The organism is Crocosphaera sp. XPORK-15E, from assembly GCF_034931425.1.
Classification (GTDB): Bacteria; Cyanobacteriota; Cyanobacteriia; order Cyanobacteriales; family Microcystaceae; genus UHCC-0190.
On sequence record NZ_JAYGHQ010000021.1, the window covers coordinates 62,589 to 78,031 of the forward strand.

Sequence of the window (15,443 nt, forward strand, 5' to 3'; positions counted from 1 at the left end):
AAATACAAAGTTTCCTGTATATTCGTATGTAGTGTGAGGAGCGAACCAGCAAGAGAGCCGAGACGAAACATGGAAAGTCGTTGGCTCTCTTTCTGATCTTGGGGTAAAATCTCGACTAAACTTTTTAAAGCCCTAAAAGTGCCGCGCCGAAAGTATGTCACGCAAAGCGATTCACTTGTAACTCAATATGAGGCTCAACCTCCAACCAAACTGTTGCGCCACAGTTTTTGGGATGCTCAGGATCATAGATAATCCTACCAAAACCAGGAATTTTTACTTCATTACAGAGGACTGATCTGCTGCCTCGCTTCACTGAAATAACAGGATGTTTCGTTTTGTTTTTGCGATTGTCCCTAATTTCTGTCTGATTGACGTGAATAAATGTCATAACCTCTTGTCTTCTTTTGCGCCAGCGACCTTTTGGTCCTTTCTCTTTACAGCTTATTTTGGGCATTCCATTAAATACAGGAATTTTCCAGCCACGACCCTCTTTAACTGCCCCTTCAATGCGACCTTCTATAGCGAGTTTTCGCACGCGCTGAGGCGAAAGTTGAAGACGAAATGCTGCTTGAGTGGTGCCAATGTAAAGGTTGCTCATAATACTATTGCGCTTTAGTTAACTGCGATTATAACTGATATGATTTTTACTGGGTTAATTATGGAGAAACGAAAAAGCAATGAAAGAAACTGTTCTGACTTGGTTAAATCGCTTATTAGTAGCTGATGTGTTTTTAGTCTTATTGGGATTTTTTTGGTTTGCGGCGGCGGTAATTGGACGCTCTATCGGAGTTCCCTTGGGGTTTGATTTATGGTATAAACTATGGCAACCCCTCTTTAATCCAGCCATTGGTATTCTGTTTTTAGGCGCAATTATAAGTTGGTTAATAAATAAGCTCTCTCAAAAATCTTCCCCTAACTCCCCTGAGAATTAAGCAATTTAGACAATTGCCCTAGCCTGATTGGCCAAGATAGGCTATTGTAAATGTTTAATAGAGAATATCTAAAGATTTTGTTAATATTGTTAACATAAACAAGCCTGGGAGAACACACCTTATTATGAGTCAATCCACTAAATCTATTGTTGTCGCACCTTCTATCCTCTCGGCTGACTTTAGCCGCCTAGGAGAAGAAATTCAAGCCGTAGACCGCGCTGGTGCTGACTGGATTCATGTAGATGTCATGGATGGTCGTTTTGTCCCCAATATCACCATTGGGCCCTTAATTGTGGATGCCATTCGTCCTTATACGAAAAAGCCTTTAGATGTTCATTTAATGATTGTCGAACCGGAAAAATATGTTGCTGATTTTGCGAAAGCGGGCGCGGATATCATCTCTGTTCATGCAGAACACAATGCCTCTCCCCACTTACATCGTACCCTCGGCCAAATTCGGGAATTAGGAAAAAAGGCTGGTGTCGTTCTCAATCCTTCTACACCTTTAGATTTGATTGAGTATGTCCTAGAATTGTGCGATCTAGTCTTGATTATGAGTGTTAACCCTGGTTTTGGGGGTCAAAGCTTTATTCCTGAAATGGTGGACAAAATCCGTAAACTTCGTCTAATGTGTGACGAAAAAGGACTCGATCCTTGGATTGAAGTGGATGGCGGTTTAAAACCTGGTAACACCTGGCAAGTCTTAGAAGCAGGTGCTAATGCGATTGTCGCTGGCTCGGCTGTATTTAAAGCACCAAGCTACGCTGAGGCCATTGAAGGGGTTCGCAACAGCAAACGTCCTCAACCTGAGTTAGCTACCGTATAAACTTTCACAATTTTATTAATGTAAGGTGGGCAATGCCCATCCTACGCTTTTAGGCGATCGCTGCGATCGCCTTTTTTAGTTGAATTTTTGTAATGCTTCTTAATATAAATTCCTCTTGACTTCTGTAACATTTTATACAAAAATAGAGATAAATAATAAATCCTTGATAATTGCAGCCATGAACCCATCTTTTCTGCCCCCCGATGATTTACCGCGCTGGATGTCTAATGACTTAGAGCTTTACTGGGAATTCAATGAAGTTGTTAGTCGTCTTTTTTATAATGCTTGTGATCAACAAATTCAACAATTATTGTCAAAATGTGGTTGGAATTTAATCACAGGTGGTGATGGCTTAACCCTGGTTTTAATTTGTCCTAAAAACAACTTAACTTGGCAAATGTTGAAGTCTTTAGAAACCCTGGGTGACTATTTACATCAATTGGGAAAACAGGCTAAAATCCGCATTTATCCCCCACCAACCACCGGAAGTCCAATGGAAGTTTTAGTCTGAGAACATTACGAAAGCTATTTCTAATATCCAAAAAATCAAAAAGTTAGATATTTAGAGTTCTTTAACTTGATCCTTAATATCTAGCTTTTTTTATTAGACTAAGAATATTCTTAACTACTACAAGATAACCAGGTGAATTAATTTTATTAACTAAACTCAGGGTATTTTCTCATCAAAATTTAAGATTTGTTGATTATAGTCTTTAGATATCAGGATAAATTTCTAAGAAGAAAGCTTCTGAGATGATCAGATTTCTTTGTCAGGATTTTATCATAAGTTCTGACAAGTTTATCCCCGATCTAATTAAGAACTGCTACCATAAAGTCAATTCTGTCTATTGCTATATTTTTTGAGGATTTTACAGATGAACCCTGTTATATTTTGGCTCATTATTCATCCTGCATTGACGATAATTTTTGTCTTTCCATTAATAGGAATTGTCTCTTATTATGCTTGGCAAACTCGGCAAAGACGTTTACAAACCCTTGACGGAAATAAGAGTAAAATCCCCCCTATTGTTGGCAGAGAACATGTACAAATTGGTCGTTGGTTATCAAGTTCAGTCGTTAGTGTAACCCTATTAGGTTTAGCTCATCCTATCGGTAAAAACATCATTAAGCAACAGCTTTGGTCAAGTAACTTTTTACAGTTTATTTTTGTGATTTTAATGTTTGTTGTAACAATTATTTCTTTAGTCATTTTACATCGTTCTCGCCAAAAACATTGGCGCGGTATTTTTGCCACATTAACAGGGATGGGAGTGGTAATTTTAGGCTGTCAAGAAGGAGTCTATCGTCGCACTAATGAATGGTACGTCTCCCATTACTATTACGGAATTGTTGCTGCTTTATTAATGATTTTTTCCTTAGCAATTATCGAAGATATTTATCAAGATCGCTCAAATCGTTGGCGAAATATTCACATCATTTTAAATTGCTTTGCTTTGTTATTATTTATAGGACAAGGCATCACAGGAACGCGGGATTTATTAGAAATTGGTCACTGATCTACTGGACACTTACGAGAAGCAATCCAATCTTTTAGTTCTCGCAAGGCGTAGTTATATGAACGGCGACAAATTTCTAGCCATTCGTCATCAAAGGTGTAGTAATCATCTTTAAGCTGATCGGACATGATGAGAAAGGGGTTAAAAAGTGGAGAATATTGTCTAATATATCACTCCTTGGCAATACACTTAAGTCTAATTGACCTCTGATTTCATCATGACCCACCAGAGAGCGAGTTGTTCGATAGAGGTAATAATCAGGTCTGAATCAAGTTCCAAGGGGTTAGAAGTGCCATAATGTGCCAGATACCAAGCATATCGAGTTTCCGGACTGGGAAGAAATTTATCCTCAACAGAAAGGGGTTTAATCGGGATAGAAATATGATTAATGGTCACACTGGAACAAGTACGAGAAGCTAAGGTTAAAGACATGGCAATTCACGCGGATCATCTACAATACTAAGTTGAGTCTTCCCAGTTTAAGACGCAAAGGTAAACCCTTAAGTGACTTGAACGAGAAAACTTTATGTTAGCTAAAGATGTCTAAAGAAAATATAAAATTTACTTAAATGAATTCTCATCTCTCCTATTTACCGGAAAATACCCAGAAAGGTTTACAATTTGTCGATAGTCGTTGGCAAAGTTTACGGCATAATTCTCTAGATATACCGAACGTAATTACTCAAAATTCTGAAGCTTTAAAGGAGTTTGATACTGATATCATGATCGCGGGAGGAACCCTCGGTATTTTAATCGCTGCTACTTTACAAAACCAGGGATGGCGAGTTACTTTAATGGAAAAAGGTATCTTAAGGGGCAGAGATCAGGAATGGAATATTTCTCGTCAAGAATTAGGGGTACTTTTAGAACTCAATTTGTTATCAACAGCAGAATTAGAACAGGCGATCGCAACAGAATATAATCCTGCTAGAATTAGTTTTCATCAAGGATATGAACTTTGGGTTAAGGATGTGCTAAATATTGGCATTGATCCAGTTTTTTTATTAGAAACCCTCAAACAGAAGTTTTTAAACGCCGGGGGAAATTTGTTAGAAAAAACCCCCTTTAATTCAGCCAGTATTCATCCTGATGGTGTGAGGGTTCAAGCAGGAGAAATCAGCGTAAAAACTAGACTACTTATTGATGGGATGGGACACTTTTCTCCCATTGTTCAACAAGCAAGAAAAGGACAGAAACCTGATGGGGTTTGTTTAGTGGTTGGTAGCTGTGCTAAGGGATATAAAAATAATGAAACTGGGGATTTAATTGCTTCATTTACTCCTATTTTAAATCAATGTCAATATTTTTGGGAAGCCTTTCCTGCTAGGGACGGAAGGACAACTTATTTGTTTACTTATGTCGATGCTCATCCTGATCGTTTTAGCTTACAATTCTTGATGGAAGAATATTTAAGACTGTTACCAGAATACCAAAATATTGAATTAGATAAGTTACAATTTGAGCGATTTTTATTTGGCTTTTTTCCTGCTTATCAGGATAGTCCTTTAAAAATGCCTTGGGATAGAATTTTGCCTATTGGTGATAGTGCTGGTGGACAATCACCTGTTAGTTTTGGTGGATTTGGGGCCATGATTCGTCACTTAAAACGGTTAACTTTTGGCATAGATGAAGCCTTGAAAATTAACAGTTTAGACAAACAATCTTTATCTTTATTGCAACCCTATCAACCTAATATTTCTGTAAATTGGTTATTTCAAAAAACCATGAGTGTTGGCATTAATCAAAAGGTTTCTCCCAATCAAATTAATGATTTAATGAGTGGGGTATTTCAAGTCATGGATAAACTGGGAGATGATGTATTAAAACCCTTTTTACAAGATGTTATCCAGTTTCCTGCTTTAATGAAAACCTTACCTTTAGTGAACCCTAAATTAGTCTTTCCTATTCTTCCCCAAGTGGGAATTACACCCTTATTAAACTGGAGTGTACATTATCTAAATTTGGCCTTATATAGTGGGTTATATCCGTTAGGAAAATTAGCTGAACCCATCACCAAAAAACTGTCACCTGTTCAACAATATTATTATCATCGGTGGTTAGATGGGTGGCAATATGGCGCAGGAAAGGATTATCATTAATCTTGAGATATAATTAGTCGTGGGTTTAGAGGGTTTAAAGGAAAAGATTTATGAAAATTTTAGATCATAAACAAGTTATGTATTGTAGTTTGGTAGATGGAGAACATCAGTTTTAAAATGAATATCTGTTCTGAGAAGTGCTATAAAACAATAAAAGCAAAATACTGGTTAACAATTTTTGAGTAAATATGCAATCTTTTTTACAAGCAACTAACCAACCCGATCATCAAATAAACTTAGCCAAAGCTTCTTTAATTTATGCCAAGTATGAATATCTACAGTTAGATATTGACGAATATATTCAGGCTTTAGATACCATCACAGAGGAAATAAAAAAACGTTTACCAGAAACCCGATATCCACTACAAGTGATTAAAACAATTAATCAATATTTATTTGAAGATTTAGGATTTCAAGGCAATAACAAAGATTATTATGACCCCCGTAACAGTTATCTAAATGAAGTCATAGAAAGACGCACCGGAATTCCTATTACTTTATCGGTGGTTTATCTAGAAATTGCTAAACGCCTAAATTTTCCCATGGTAGGTATTGGAATGCCAGGACATTTTATTATTCGTCCTGAATTTGAAGATGCAGGATTTTTTGTCGATGTTTTTAATGAAGGGGAGATTTTATTTAAAGAAGACTGTGAGTTAAGACTCCAAACTATCTATCAAAAATCTCTTACACTAGAACCTCATTTTTTGACCCCTGTTAGTAACCAACAAATATTAGGAAGAATGCTGACAAATTTAAAATATATATACTTAAATCGTCAGGAATATCCGAAAATGCTGAGAATGATTGAATTGTTGCTGCTGCTATTTCCTAACCATCCGATAGAAATACGCGATCGCGGTTTATTATATTATCAACTCCGGCAATGGGAAAAAGCAACCGCTGACCTACAATTATATTTATCCATTTTACCCACTGCACAGGATCGAGAAACTATCCGTCAACTTTTACAAAAAATGCGCTAAACTGATTAACACTTGCCCTAAATTAGAACCATAAAAAAAGCTGTGTTTATAAGTATTGTCATTCCCACTTACAACCGTAAACCAATTTTAGAAAAATGTCTTCGCGCCTTAGAAAAACAGCAGTTAACTGATGCTAAAATTAGTAATTATGAAGTGGTTTTGGTGGATGATGGTTCCACTGATGGGACTTTAGAATGGTTGGATAAACATCAGGATGAGTTTCCCCATGTTTGTCCCTTTGCTCAAAATCATCTTGGCCCCGCAGCCGCTAGAAATTTAGGCGTAGAAAAGGCCAAAGGTGATACAATAATCTTCATAGACAGCGATCTTGTTGTAACTGACAAGTTTTTACAATCCCATGCTGATGCTTTAGTTAATGGAGAGCAAAACTTAGGAGATGATCGCCTGTTTACTTATGGTTGGGTAATTAATACTTGTAATTTTGAAAATCCTACTTCGGAACCCTACAAAATTACGGATTTTTCTGCTGCTTATTTTGCGACAGGAAATGTAGCGATCGCCCGTAAATGGTTAGAAAAAGTAGGATTATTTGATACAGGTTTTCAACTGTATGGCTGGGAAGATTTAGAATTAGGTGTCAGATTAAAACAACTCGGACTAAAGTTAATTAAATGTCCCGAAGCTGTGGGTTATCATTGGCATCCTCCCTTCACTTTAGCACAAATTCCCAACTTAATTGATAAAGAAATTCAACGAGGACGCATGGGGGTGTTATTTTATCAAAAACATCCTACCTTTGAAGTGCGTTTAATGATTCAGATGACGTGGTTACATCGTATTTTGTGGGGCATTCTATCATTGGGTGGCACATTAAACGAGCGTACCCTTGCTCCTATTTTACAATGGTTAATCGATCAAGGCAAGCCCCAATTAGCCCTAGAAATTGCCAGAATTTTTCTAAATTGGTATAACGTAAAAGGGGTTTATGCTGCTTATGATGAATTTGTTAAGGGGTAAGATATTGTTGCAGAATATAGACGACAACAAAACAAAACTCTGAATATTTCCCTTCTAAATCAAGTTGATTAAACCCCTCAATTAACAATTGAATTTCTCCTTGATTTGCAATATCAAGATTGTCTAAAATATCTTCAATTGCTGCTTTTCGCGGGAGAGGATAAAACCAAGCTAGTATAACGAGAAAGCAGAATCGCTAAACAATCTAAAATAGTAGATTTACCTGCACCATTAACCCCAATAAAGACAGTAGGAGAATCAGGATTAAACTTAATCGTTACATCCTTAAACCCCCGAAAAGATTTCATCTTTAAACTTTTAACTTTCATAGTACAATCAGAGAACAACCAAGAGACGGGAAAAATCTTAACCGAGGGACTAAACTGGAATTAGTCACCTGAGAATAGGTTGATTGTATCAAGCCTCCGTAATTTTACTAACATTTCTTAACAATAGTGAAAAGATTTCTAACAAATTCGTTAAACTGTGGGCCAATTTAGGGATCATGGATATATTGCTGAAAGTAATGTCAGGATTTGTTGAAAGAAAATGACCCAAGTGGCGATCGCCTGTTAATAAAGGCAGCGATTCTGGGCATATTGAAAATGACCGAACCCAAACTTTGGAGAAAATCTTTATGGATATTGCTATTGGAATCATCGGTTTAATTGTTGGTGCGATCGCCACTTATTTTTTAAGTGCCTCTGCTGCTCAACGGAAGCTAAGCAGCACAGAAAGTAAGTTAGAGCGAACGGAAAAAGCCTTAGCCGAAGCAGAGACGCAATTGCAAGAAGGACAACAAGCTCCCTCACAACTGCAAGAGATTGAACAACTACATCGGAGTAAACTCCAGGAAATGGAGCGGATGTATCAAGGCAAAGCCGAAGAACTCGCCCAGGCACAAGCTATAATCGGACAATTAGAGTCTAGTATCCAAGAAATCGAACAACTAGAAGCCAAAGTCAAACAAACAGAGCAAATTTATCAAACTCGCATTCAAGAAACAGAACAATCCTATCAAACCCGTATCCAAGAAATTGAGCAAGCTTATCAAGGCCAAATTCGAGAATTACGGCAAGCTCAAGGGAATTCTCAAAATTTAGAAGACACCCAAGCTCGGATTCAAGAAATAGAACAAGTGTATCAAACACAAATTCAGGAATTAGAGCAAGCTCATCAACAGGCGATCGCGGATTTAGCCCAAGCCCATGAAACCCAGCTACAAGAGATTGCTCAAGCTCATCAAACTCAACTGAGAGAAATTGAATCTACTTATCAAACTCAAATTATCGAACTACAACAAGCTCATGAAGAAGAGATTCAAGCCTTAGAAAAACAAGCCGCGATCGCTAATGAATATCCCGCAGAAACCATGGGGGTAGAAGAAGGGATGATGGGAGTGGCAGGGGTTGTTGCCTTAGAGGAATTAGAGGAATTAGCTACTGCTGAAGAAACCAGTTTAGACCTTGAAAAATCAGAACTTTTGTTCTCAAATGAAACCGAGGAGTTAGCAGAAGTTGAAAATAGATCAGAGACTGATAACTTCTTAGAAGAAATTAGTATGACGGAAACAGAAACCGAGACTGATAACTTCTTAGAAGAAATTAGTATGACGGAAACAGAAACCGGGACTGATAACTTCTTAGAAGAATTAAGTTTCGAGGAAAAAACAATAGTCAACGAATCAGAATTAAATCCCGATCTTGAATTATTATCAGCACTTCAAGATGAACAAATAGAAACACTGGAGTTAGACAATACCATTGAGGATAACCATCAAGCCCTCAATGGTTTATTTCAAGAGGAAGAAAACAATCCCGACTTAGACTTTTTGGAGATGATGCCAACCGAAGAAGAAACAACAAGCAGTTTAGAAGTTTCTTCAGAGGCCAACGAAAAAGATCCCTTTGCTGATATGTTTGGATTAGACGATGAAAAGAACTCCATCGATCCTAACGATCCCTTTGCTGAGCTTTTGGGTGAGGGCAGCGATCAAACGGATGAGGAATTTCTCAACTTCTTACAAGCAGATGAACCCGTAAATTTGAAGGCAAATGAGTCAGCAAAACCAGGAGAAAGTTCAGACTGGGATGATTTATTTGATGATAATGTCGCTCAAAATGGACATTTAGATGATCCATTCCTTATGGAAGAACTGCTGGAATCAGCGAAAACTCACACATCTTCCTAGAGTTTTCTGAACACCTTAAATACGGGAAAGCGAAACGCCAAAAATCGGGAGCAAATTATTGTATCCCGATTTTTTGATGGAGCTTGCCCAACATAAAGCTAAAATTTTTCCTGACATCTCTTGGCCTCATGACAAATTAACGCTATTATTAACCAGCCCTGATTTGAGTAAGGGATTTTGCTAACTGGAAAAATGGGAATAATCAACCCCAGTATCAACCAAAGAGCGATACTGCGAATTTTAGCTAGGTGATCGATCTTCTCCAAAAGCTCAGGGTCTAGGATAGAGAAACTACCGTCGGTTATCAACCCATGTCCTCACCGCCTGATATCATGACTGCTGTGCCTATGGGCCGCCAGCCTACTCCCAAAACAGACAAGCCGACTCGTGGCTCGAAAGCCGAGTCAACCCCGGTTTTTGCCCTAAAAGAACTGGTTGCCAGCTTATATCGAGAGCAAAATAAAATTCAAAACTTGTTAAGTTCTCTGGGATTTGCCCTACGAAGCTTTAACAACCTTAATCAATTTTTAGAACTGACTCCCCTCATGGCAGCCAGGGTGACAGATGCTGATGGCAGTGCCTTGATGTTATATAAAGCTCAAGGTCAAGTTTCCTTAGAACAATTACATTGCCAAGATCATGAAACCGCCCAAGCTATTAGACAGGCCATTACCCAAATTATTGGTCAAACGAATCATCAGCTTGTTAACCCCGCTTTACCTCTCTCCTTAGATGAACAAATTCGTCAAGCATTGGGGACGAAAATTCGGCTTTACAGTACGCCGATCCTGGTGAAAAATATTGAACGGGGAAGAATTTACGTCTTTAGTACCGATCCAGAATATATCTGGACACAAACCAGACGCAAACTGCTTCAGTTAGTGGCAGATCAAACCGCCGTTGCGATCGCCAATAACGAATTAACCGTAGAACTTCGTTCTAAAGAAAGACAAGATCGAGAACTGGAAATTGCCTCAGAAATTCAATTGCGTTTGTTACCCCGTCAATGCCCGATCATTCAAGGGGTAGAATTAGCCGCCCGTTGTCAAACCGCCAACCGAGTCGGGGGTGACTACTATGATTTTATTGCCACCAATTACGATCAACTACGTCAAGATCAAGAAATTAAAAAAGGCGATCCCACAACCTGTGTGCCTTGGAGTATTGTGATCGGCGATGTCATGGGAAAAGGGGTTCCTGCGGGCTTAATTATGACCATGACGAGGGGAATGCTCCGGGCCGAAGTCTTAAACCGTCACTCTCCCGCCCAGATTCTGCAACATCTCAATCGGGTGATGTATGCTGATTTAGACAATTCTCACCGCTTTGTCACCCTCTTTTATTCAGAATACAATCCCCAAACGCGGATTCTCTCCTATAGTAATGCTGCCCATAACCCCCCTTTCCTCTGGCGAGGAAGTAGCCAAACCATCGCCAAACTGGATACAGAAGGGATGTTAATCGGCTTAGATCCCGATTCTGAGTATGAAGATGGCCGCATTCAATTAACCCCAGGAGATATCATCCTCTACTATACCGATGGCTTTACGGATGCGGTTAGTCAAAAAGGTCAACGCTTTGATGAGGAAAATCTGATACGAGTCTTTGAAGAAGGATGTCAAAAATATGATCATCCTCAAGACATTCTTGAATATTTATTTAAGGAAATCGAGGCATTTATTGGTTCAGGCAATAATAACAGTGATGACATGACCTTAGTGGTTATGCAGATAAAATCATCGCCCTAAGCGATTACTTCAGGAAAGTTCTCATGCTCTTATTTGATCCGAGTATCCATCTCGCCATGCCTCATCTCGCTTTCTGGCCAGATAATGTGTCCTTACTTAGTCACCCCTGGATTGAGTTAGGTCACTTGTTCGCCCAAAGAATTGAAGATCCAGATATCCTCGGCAAATTTCAGAAGTCTTGGAGAAACTTCATTGAATCAGGGCAAGTTTGGGCTTTAGGCATTGGATTTGTGATGGGTTATATGTTTCGGTCATTTACTGCCTAATAACTTGAGTAAACCAGATTATTAATTGCTAAAAAGGTTAACCGTGATAGAAAAAAAGACTTGGAGCGATCGCTTTGAAGGCAGCTTGCACCCCGCTATTGTTGAATTTAACGCAAGCATTAGCTTTGATATCGAACTGATTGAATACGATTTGACGGGTTCGATAGCTCATGGCAAAATGTTGGGTAAAACAGGTATTATCTCTGAGCAAGAAGCCCAACAATTGGTCAATGGGTTAGAACAAATTCGTCAAGAATACCGCGCAGGTAACTTTAACCCAGGTATTGACCAAGAAGATGTTCATTTTGCCGTTGAGCGACGGTTAACGGAAATTGTTGGGGATGTGGGGAAAAAACTCCATACAGCGCGATCGCGTAATGATCAGGTAGGAACGGATATCCGCCTCTATTTACGGGATCAAATCACTCAAATTCGTGGCTACATTCGGGAATTTCAGCAAGTTTTGCTGAATCATGCTCAAGAAAATGTAGAAACTCTGATCCCTGGTTATACTCATCTACAACGGGCCCAACCTATTAGCCTCGCTCATCATCTTTTAGCCTATTTTCAGATGGCACAAAGAGACTGGGAACGATTAGGGGAAATTTATCAGCGTACCAATATATCGCCTTTGGGGTGTGGGGCCTTGGCCGGAACCACTTTTCCCATTGATCGCCATTACAGCGCGGAATTATTGGGGTTTCAGGACGTTTATGGCAATAGTTTGGATGGGGTAAGCGATCGGGATTTTGCCATTGAATTCCTCAATGCGGCCAGTTTAATTATGGTGCATCTCAGTCGCTTGAGTGAGGAGATGATTCTTTGGTCTTCCCAAGAATTCGGGTTTATCAGTTTAACTGATAGTTGTGCCACCGGATCAAGTATTATGCCCCAAAAGAAAAATCCTGATGTCCCTGAGTTAGTAAGGGGCAAAGCAGGGCGTGTTTTTGGGCATTTACAGGGGATGTTAGTCTTAATGAAGGGATTACCCCTAGCCTATAATAAAGACCTACAAGAAGACAAGGAAGCTATCTTTGATGGGGTAAAAACTGTTAAAGCTTGCTTAGAAGCCATGACCATTTTGTTAGGGGAAGGGATTAAGTTTCGTAATGAAAGATTGGCCCAAGCTGTGGCGGAAGACTTCTCTAATGCGACAGATGTGGCTGATTATTTAGCAGCAAGAGGAGTTCCTTTCCGGGAGGCTTATAATTTAGTAGGAAAGGTGGTTAAAAGTAGCTTAGCGGCGGGTAAATTACTCAAAGATTTAACCCTTGAAGAATGGCAGGAATTACATCCTAAATTTGAGGCCGATATTTATGAGGCGATCACCCCTAAACAGGTGGTGGCAGCCCGTAATAGCTACGGTGGAACAGGGTTTGAGCAAATTCGTCAAGCGATTGAAAGAGCAAAAACTCAACTTGAGGGATAATTTATAGAGTAGGGGCCAAAGAGCATTGGCCCCTAGTCCCAATTTCCCCCTTTCCTCCTACTCTTGCTATAATTAACCGCGCTGGCCTTTCAATTATTTTATTAGTCAAATATTAGTCAAAATGGGTCAATTGTGGCGATATATTAAGACTGTGATGGGGATTATTTTTCGACATCCCATTACAGGGGCAACTATCATTCCTATCTTACCGGATGGGCGTATTGTTTTGATTCGACGGCAAGATACGGGACAATGGGGACTACCAGGGGGAATTGTGGATTGGGGCGAAGATCTGCTGACGACTATCCAACGAGAGTTAACCGAAGAAACGGGGTTAGAATTGGTGAAAATTTGTCGGTTGGTTGGGGTTTATTCTTCTCCTGATCGTGATCCGAGAATTCATTCAATTTCTGTTTTAGTAGAAGCAGAAGTGACGGGAATCATGGCAGCGATAGATAAGTTAGAAGTGCTAGAAGTTGAAGCCTTTTCCCCTGAACAATTACCTTTGGGTAATCTTAGTCATGATCACGATCGCCAGTTAAGTGATTATTTTCAAGGCTTAACAATTTTGGCTTAAAAATCCGCTTGTTTCCACCTATTTCTATGTTGAGGAGATGACTAAGAACTTTAATTTCCCTTGAGAATAGGACTGACATCACCCATGATCTCTAGTTATTCTTAAAGAGATCATCAACAACTTTTCAAAATAAGACAATGAAGATTATGGGTGTTACTGTTGATTTGAATTTGTGGGCAACTTTAGCCTTAGATACCTGTCCAGACTGTGGAAATCATGGACTTACCCTCAACAGTCAAGCAGAATTAGCCGCCATTTTAGCTTGTCCAAAATGCGGCTCAACCTATTGGATTTCCCCGATTAGAAATAGAGGAGCCTGGAAAATAAACACAATTGAGCATCAACTCTTTTAATAGAAAATTACCCAAAAAGAGCAGAGAAAACCTAGAGCCATTAGGGGATTAATTTGACATAAACCTATCATAATTAGTACCCAAGCAACACCATTAAAGGTAACTCGCTTTTCTTTGTTTAGATCCATCATGATTTTAACCAATTCCTTAATTGTAGAGTTTGCTTAAGCTATTCCATACTGCCTACTCTCCTCACAGCAACTCAACTGACAACTACGATCAAGTTTCTCTTTTGATAGTATTCCCCATCGGGGAAGTAAAGCGATCGCCTTAAATAATTAATTTGCAGCTTCTCCAGTATGAAAGACAAGTTAAGGAATCCGCATCCGAAAAATCCTCTAAGCTTCAAGGTTAATCAGGCACAATTTAATTGAAAATTGTTGATTTTCTTGAATTTATATAAACTTGGTTTATCAATCTTGATGTTCTGATATTTGATTCACTTCTTGATCAACGATTTGAGAAAAAGGATTATGAAACAAACTACCTGTTTGTGGGGGTAAGGTGGGATCACCGATAATTTCGGCTAAACCTTTAATCACACCCGTTAAGGGAATGGCTAAAATAACCCCTAAGAGTCCGCCAATTTTGGCCCCTAATAGTAAGGCAATAAAAATCACCACAGGGGGAAGTCCCGTTAAATTTCCCATGATTCTAGGGGCCACTAAATTATCTTTAATTTGTTGAATTCCTATCGCAATAGCTAAGACTTGTAAGGCCAACCACCAATCAATAAACGCTAAAATAATCGCAACAGTTCCGATGCCTAAAGTCGCCCCAATAAAAGGAATAATTTCCATGGCCCCAATGAAGATAGCAAAGAGGAGAAAAAATGGAATTTTCAAGATACTAAAGACAATGGTAAGGGTTATTGCCATAAATAATCCTAACAATAATTGACCAGTGAAAAAGCGTTGTAAATTCTTTTCTAAAGTTTTGGTCAAAACACTGCGAATACTGGGGGAAAAGAAGCTAGTTAAACCGCGCCATAACCGATCACCATCTAATAACATATAAAAGGAAATAACCAACAAAACAACTAAGTCAATAAACCAATTAAAGGTACCAACAACTAACCCAAATCCAGTCGAAGCAATATTTTTGGCCTGATCTTCAATACGAGTTAACAATTGTGAAGTCCAAAATTCAATATCAACAGGTAAATTTCGCGTATCACTCCAAGTTTGAAAAGCGACTAATTGTTGTTGTCCTTCTTCTAATAAACTGGGCAATTTAATAATTAATTGTTTCGCTTGATTTACCACAGGAGGAAGTAAGGTTATGGCTAACAATCCCAGGATAAAAATAGCTCCTAAATAGACTAAAATTGCCGCTAATGAGCGAGGAATAATCGGTTTAAGGGCAAGGACTGCATAATTTAATAAAAAAGCAACCAAAGAAGCTGTGAGGATCAGACTAATTAATCCACCAACATAACTTATTGTTTTTACAGTGAGCCAACCTGTGACTAAAATAAGTAACCAAGTAATCAAAATTTTTTGAGGACGAGAAAACCAAGAATTCATAAGTTAGTTAGTTGA

General features: G+C 38.8%; 19 protein-coding genes and 1 pseudogene. 13 read left to right on the top strand and 7 right to left on the bottom strand.

Annotated elements, in window-relative coordinates; genetic code table 11:
* Positions 1 to 157: 157 nt before the first annotated feature.
* A complete protein-coding gene (locus tag VB691_RS21390) occupies positions 158 to 598 on the bottom strand; it encodes a DNA-binding protein (RefSeq protein ID WP_323293559.1) in 441 nt (146 codons plus the stop codon).
* A 79-nt stretch (positions 599 to 677) separates the two neighbouring features.
* On the opposite strand from VB691_RS21390, the gene VB691_RS21395 reads away from it, so the two are divergent.
* On the top strand, positions 678 to 932 hold the full coding sequence (locus VB691_RS21395; protein ID WP_323293560.1) for a hypothetical protein: 255 nt from the start codon (positions 678 to 680) through the stop codon (positions 930 to 932).
* 124 nt (positions 933 to 1,056) lie between these two features.
* Positions 1,057 to 1,758 carry a ribulose-phosphate 3-epimerase gene (rpe, locus tag VB691_RS21400; RefSeq protein WP_323293561.1) on the top strand — a complete coding sequence of 234 codons (702 nt, stop codon included), beginning with the start codon at positions 1,057 to 1,059 and terminating at the stop codon, positions 1,756 to 1,758.
* A gap of 41 nt (positions 1,759 to 1,799) precedes the next feature.
* Here the strand turns inward: rpe and VB691_RS21405 are convergent, their stop codons facing one another.
* A complete protein-coding gene (locus VB691_RS21405; RefSeq protein WP_323293562.1) occupies positions 1,800 to 1,946 on the bottom strand; it encodes a hypothetical protein in 147 nt (48 codons plus the stop codon).
* Here VB691_RS21405 and VB691_RS21410 point away from each other — a divergent pair.
* Complete coding sequence (locus tag VB691_RS21410; RefSeq protein ID WP_323293563.1) at positions 1,937 to 2,269, top strand: hypothetical protein; 333 nt, start codon at positions 1,937 to 1,939, stop codon at positions 2,267 to 2,269. The two genes, VB691_RS21405 and VB691_RS21410, sit on opposite strands and share 10 nt — an antisense overlap.
* A gap of 364 nt (positions 2,270 to 2,633) precedes the next feature.
* Positions 2,634 to 3,275: a DUF4079 domain-containing protein gene (locus VB691_RS21415; protein WP_323293564.1), complete on the top strand. Its 642-nt coding sequence runs from the start codon at positions 2,634 to 2,636 to the stop codon at positions 3,273 to 3,275.
* On the opposite strand, the pseudogene VB691_RS21420 reads toward VB691_RS21415, so the two are convergent.
* Both VB691_RS21420 and VB691_RS21425 read right to left on the bottom strand, forming a co-directional pair.
* A pseudogene (locus VB691_RS21420) lies at positions 3,272 to 3,403 on the bottom strand (helix-turn-helix domain-containing protein); the annotation flags it as partial. The gene VB691_RS21415 and the pseudogene VB691_RS21420 overlap by 4 nt on opposite strands.
* A gap of 67 nt (positions 3,404 to 3,470) precedes the next feature.
* Positions 3,471 to 3,707 carry a hypothetical protein gene (locus tag VB691_RS21425; RefSeq protein WP_323293565.1) on the bottom strand — a complete coding sequence of 79 codons (237 nt, stop codon included), beginning with the start codon at positions 3,705 to 3,707 and terminating at the stop codon, positions 3,471 to 3,473.
* Positions 3,708 to 3,844: 137 nt separating this feature from the next.
* On the opposite strand from VB691_RS21425, the gene VB691_RS21430 reads away from it, so the two are divergent.
* The 3 genes from VB691_RS21430 (at position 3,845) to VB691_RS21440 (ending at position 7,338) form a co-directional block, all read left to right on the top strand.
* On the top strand, positions 3,845 to 5,374 hold the full coding sequence (locus tag VB691_RS21430; RefSeq protein WP_323293566.1) for an FAD-binding oxidoreductase: 1,530 nt from the start codon (positions 3,845 to 3,847) through the stop codon (positions 5,372 to 5,374).
* Between the two features lie 188 nt (positions 5,375 to 5,562).
* A complete protein-coding gene (locus tag VB691_RS21435; protein ID WP_323293567.1) occupies positions 5,563 to 6,360 on the top strand; it encodes a transglutaminase-like domain-containing protein in 798 nt (265 codons plus the stop codon).
* A gap of 42 nt (positions 6,361 to 6,402) precedes the next feature.
* Positions 6,403 to 7,338: a glycosyltransferase family 2 protein gene (locus VB691_RS21440; RefSeq protein WP_323293568.1), complete on the top strand. Its 936-nt coding sequence runs from the start codon at positions 6,403 to 6,405 to the stop codon at positions 7,336 to 7,338.
* 134 nt (positions 7,339 to 7,472) lie between these two features.
* Here VB691_RS21440 and VB691_RS21445 read toward each other — a convergent pair whose 3' ends face one another.
* Positions 7,473 to 7,667 carry an AAA family ATPase gene (locus VB691_RS21445; RefSeq protein WP_323293569.1) on the bottom strand — a complete coding sequence of 65 codons (195 nt, stop codon included), beginning with the start codon at positions 7,665 to 7,667 and terminating at the stop codon, positions 7,473 to 7,475.
* Between the two features lie 308 nt (positions 7,668 to 7,975).
* Between VB691_RS21445 and VB691_RS21450 the strand changes: the two genes are divergently transcribed.
* The 6 genes from VB691_RS21450 (at position 7,976) to VB691_RS21475 (ending at position 13,902) form a co-directional block, all read left to right on the top strand.
* Entirely contained in the window at positions 7,976 to 9,529 is a 1,554-nt protein-coding gene (locus VB691_RS21450) for a hypothetical protein (RefSeq protein WP_323293570.1), read from the top strand.
* A 311-nt stretch (positions 9,530 to 9,840) separates the two neighbouring features.
* A complete protein-coding gene (locus tag VB691_RS21455) occupies positions 9,841 to 11,277 on the top strand; it encodes a PP2C family protein-serine/threonine phosphatase (protein WP_323293571.1) in 1,437 nt (478 codons plus the stop codon).
* Positions 11,278 to 11,300: 23 nt separating this feature from the next.
* Positions 11,301 to 11,543, top strand: coding sequence for a hypothetical protein (locus VB691_RS21460; protein ID WP_323293572.1), 243 nt, complete (start codon positions 11,301 to 11,303; stop codon positions 11,541 to 11,543).
* A gap of 43 nt (positions 11,544 to 11,586) precedes the next feature.
* Positions 11,587 to 12,972 carry an argininosuccinate lyase gene (gene argH, locus VB691_RS21465; RefSeq protein ID WP_323293573.1) on the top strand — a complete coding sequence of 462 codons (1,386 nt, stop codon included), beginning with the start codon at positions 11,587 to 11,589 and terminating at the stop codon, positions 12,970 to 12,972.
* Between the two features lie 121 nt (positions 12,973 to 13,093).
* On the top strand, positions 13,094 to 13,549 hold the full coding sequence (locus VB691_RS21470; protein WP_323293574.1) for an NUDIX hydrolase: 456 nt from the start codon (positions 13,094 to 13,096) through the stop codon (positions 13,547 to 13,549).
* Between the two features lie 137 nt (positions 13,550 to 13,686).
* Positions 13,687 to 13,902: a hypothetical protein gene (locus VB691_RS21475; RefSeq protein WP_323293575.1), complete on the top strand. Its 216-nt coding sequence runs from the start codon at positions 13,687 to 13,689 to the stop codon at positions 13,900 to 13,902.
* Here the strand turns inward: VB691_RS21475 and VB691_RS21480 are convergent.
* The gene (locus VB691_RS21480) at positions 13,899 to 14,033 is read right to left on the bottom strand and encodes a hypothetical protein (RefSeq protein ID WP_323293576.1); all 135 of its coding nucleotides are present in this window, start codon (positions 14,031 to 14,033) and stop codon (positions 13,899 to 13,901) included. The two genes, VB691_RS21475 and VB691_RS21480, sit on opposite strands and share 4 nt — an antisense overlap.
* 282 nt (positions 14,034 to 14,315) lie before the next feature.
* A complete protein-coding gene (locus VB691_RS21485; protein ID WP_323293577.1) occupies positions 14,316 to 15,428 on the bottom strand; it encodes an AI-2E family transporter in 1,113 nt (370 codons plus the stop codon).
* Between the last annotated feature and the right edge of the window lie 15 nt (positions 15,429 to 15,443).